Genomic DNA, 2,855 nt, shown 5'->3' with positions numbered 1-2,855 from the left:
ATGGCCGAGCGCATGTCCAGCCGGATTTCGGTCTGGGGCCTGCCCTCGATGTCGGCCAGCCGGTCAAGGGTTTCGGCCAGAATCTGGCCCCGGTTCTGGTCGGGATATTCATAGGCCGGGTGGGGATAGGTCAGTTCGCGACCTTCGGGAGAGCGGGACACGGTCAGAACCAGGCCTGAGGCCTGGTCGCATCGGTCCTCCACGGTCCACGATTTCCGCAAGAGATATTTTTCCAGGCAGGACAGGGAGTTTTCGCCGACGACGGCGTCCTCCCGGACAAGTGTCGTTTCCACGTTCGGGGCGCTCTGGGTTGGGGTATTCGTGTACGGGCCGATCCGACAGGAAACCTGCCCGGGCGGCATCAGCCAGTATAGCGCCGTGGAAAAAAGGAAGACAAGAGAGGCGTTGAAAAAAAATACTCAGAGTTCCGAAGGCTTGCAATCGGTCCTAAAAAATTTTGGGCGGCGTGTCTTTCGCCTCGGTCCAATCCGGAGCGCGTCAGAGGGAAATTGGGAACATCAATCGGGGGCATCCTTCAGCAGGCAATAGCTTTCGGTGGCCCTGCGGACCAGTCCGGCCCCGGCCTCTTCATACATGTTGTGGGCGGCGCAGACCCCGATTGCGGACAGTTCCTCCACCTCCTCGGGGAAACGGGCAATGGCGGCCACATGACAGGTGAATCCCAGGTTGCGCAGCTGCTGGGCGGCGAAGACGTTGCCCTGGTGGTTGGGCATGGCCAGGACGACCAGTTCAAGCTTCTTGTCCTTTTGGAGTTTCAACCAGAACTCCGTGTCCGTGGCGTCGCCCAGGATGACGTTGCGGCCCTGGCCCCGATTGAAGTCGACCCGCTCCGGGACCTTTTCCACTCCGCAGACGTCCCGGCCGAAGGTGTCGTTCAGTTCGTCGTAGGCCCCGGTACCGATGCGGCCCATGCCCAGGACCACGGCCCGGACCGATCCCAGGTCGATGGGCGCATCGTGGGGATGGCAGCTTTCACGCTCGAACCGACGCAGCCAGCCGAACATCCCTCGGTAGACTGTTTCGGAGTGTGAGCTTAAGGGCGAGGACACGGCAAAGCTGACGCTCACGGTCATGGCCATGACCAGGACCCAGTTCGGCGAGATGAGGCCTTGGCTGGCGGCGATGGCGCCGACGATGAGCCCGAATTCGGAATAGTTGGTCAGGGCCAGGGCCGAAAACAGGCTGGTCCGGGCCCGCAGGCCGAACTGGCTGACGATGAAGTGGTAGATGCCGGTCTTGACTGGCAGCAGAAGGCAGAGAATGGCCGCAGCGCCCAGCATTTCCCAGGTGGGCAGGCCGGTCATGCCGATGGACAGAAAGAAGCCGACCAGCATGAGCTCCTTGAAGCCGAACAGGGCCTTGGACAGTTCCGAGGCGCGCGGGTGCCCGGCCACGAGCACACCGACCACCAGGGCCCCGAGGTCGGGCTTCAGTCCGACCAGGGAGAAACCTTCGGCCCCGACGCCCAGGGCAATGAACAGCCCGCAGAGGATGAACAGTTCACCCCGGCCGGCCATGTCCAGAAGCCGGAAGAGAAGCGGCCTGACGAGCGGCAAGACCAGGACAAGCAGAGCCCAGAGGCTGGGAATCTTGCCCGAGGATATGCTCAGATAGAGGACCGCGAACAGGTCCTGCATGATCAGAATGCCGATGGCGATCCGGCCGTAGAGGGCGGTCATGTCGCCCTTGTCCTCGAGGACCTTGACGGCAAAGACCGTGCTGGAAAAGGACAGGGCAAAGGCCAGGACAAGGACGGCCTGCCAGGACAGGCCCAGGAGGGGTGAATTCATCCATGATTGGGCCAGGAGCAGAGCTCCGGCCATGGCCCCGGTGGTCAAAAGCATCTGGGCCGTAGCGCTGGCCCAGATTTCGGCCTTAAGCAGGCCTTTGACGTCCAGTTTGAGGCCGATGGAGAAGAGGAGCAGGGTGATGCCGAGATCGGCGATCATGTCCAGGCCGGGGGGCGGGGCCAGTCCGGCCAGGTTGTAGGCGAATCCGGCCACCAGAAACCCGACCATGGGCGGAAGCCCGATGCGGGTCAGGGCCAGCCCGAAGGCAAAGGCGAAGCTGACAAGAATGACGAGCATGGATGAGAGTTCCTGTTGAATTTGAAAATGGATGGTCAGGGTCGATGTCGCGATTTCACGGCGACCCGGCGGCCTCCTTGTATCTGTTCTTCAGATGCCTGTCGAACCATTGGATGGAGAGGTCAACCTGTTTGTCGAGCCAGGGGCTCCGGCCGATAGAGTTCTCCGGCCAGCCGGAGGCCGTCGCGGCCGGAAAAGGAAACAGCCTGTTTCATGACTGGGGTCCTCTTCCTGTTGAGTTTTTCAAAGGTCATAATGACGACTCGATACCCCAGTCGTTGGGGGCATAGTGCAGGGAATCGATGATGTATTGCCGAGTCACGATCTTCTCGAAATGCATGGGGTCGAAGCCCGACTTGAAGAAACCGCCCCAGGCCCAGCCGTGCCTGGTCATGAACTGAAACACATCGTCGTTTTCCCGGACCATGCCCTTGTGCTGGACGGAACGGTCCAGAAACGTTTCCGCCCCCAGGGGCTCGATCTTGCCGTCGGCGACCCTGGCCGGATTGTAGAACGGGTTCAGGTCGATGGCCAGTCCGTAGCCATGGATGGAGGCCTTGCCGGGCGACTGGGTGTCCATGCGGAAATTGAAGGCCGAGGAGTTGTTTTTCTGGGCTGGATCGTCGGGATCCCAATGGTTAAAGCTACTTGGTCGCCCCTGAAAATCAATCAACTCATTGAAATAAATTGACATTATTACGGATTGAATGTATTGGTTTCGACCAGGAAACGCATGCGGGATGCAAA

The 2,855-nt window shown here is 60.5% G+C and carries 3 protein-coding genes; all 3 read right to left on the bottom strand.

Annotation, left to right across the window (positions count from 1 at the left end):
* On the bottom strand, positions 1-293 hold a 293-nt coding region (locus tag EOM25_13660), incomplete at its 3' end, for a hypothetical protein (GenBank protein ID NCC26220.1).
* 225 nt (positions 294-518) lie between these two features.
* A complete protein-coding gene (locus EOM25_13655) occupies positions 519-2,108 on the bottom strand; it encodes a potassium transporter Kef (GenBank protein NCC26219.1) in 1,590 nt (529 codons plus the stop codon).
* Between the two features lie 250 nt (positions 2,109-2,358).
* Positions 2,359-2,802: a M15 family peptidase gene (locus tag EOM25_13650; protein ID NCC26218.1), complete on the bottom strand. Its 444-nt coding sequence runs from the start codon at positions 2,800-2,802 to the stop codon at positions 2,359-2,361.
* Positions 2,803-2,855: the final 53 nt, after the last annotated feature.

The organism is Deltaproteobacteria bacterium (assembly GCA_009929795.1).
In the GTDB taxonomy this organism is placed as follows: domain Bacteria; phylum Desulfobacterota; class Desulfovibrionia; order Desulfovibrionales; family Desulfomicrobiaceae; genus RZZR01.
The sequence above is the reverse complement of the archived record's forward strand: the minus strand, read 5'-3'. Positions and strand labels throughout refer to the sequence as shown.

Coding starts and splice junctions, on each gene's coding strand:
- EOM25_13655 (NCC26219.1), bottom strand. CDS start 2,108: ATGCTCGTCATTCTTGTCAGCTTCGCCTTTGCCTTCGGGCTGGCCCTG.
- EOM25_13650 (NCC26218.1), bottom strand. CDS start 2,802: ATGTCAATTTATTTCAATGAGTTGATTGATTTTCAGGGGCGACCAAGT.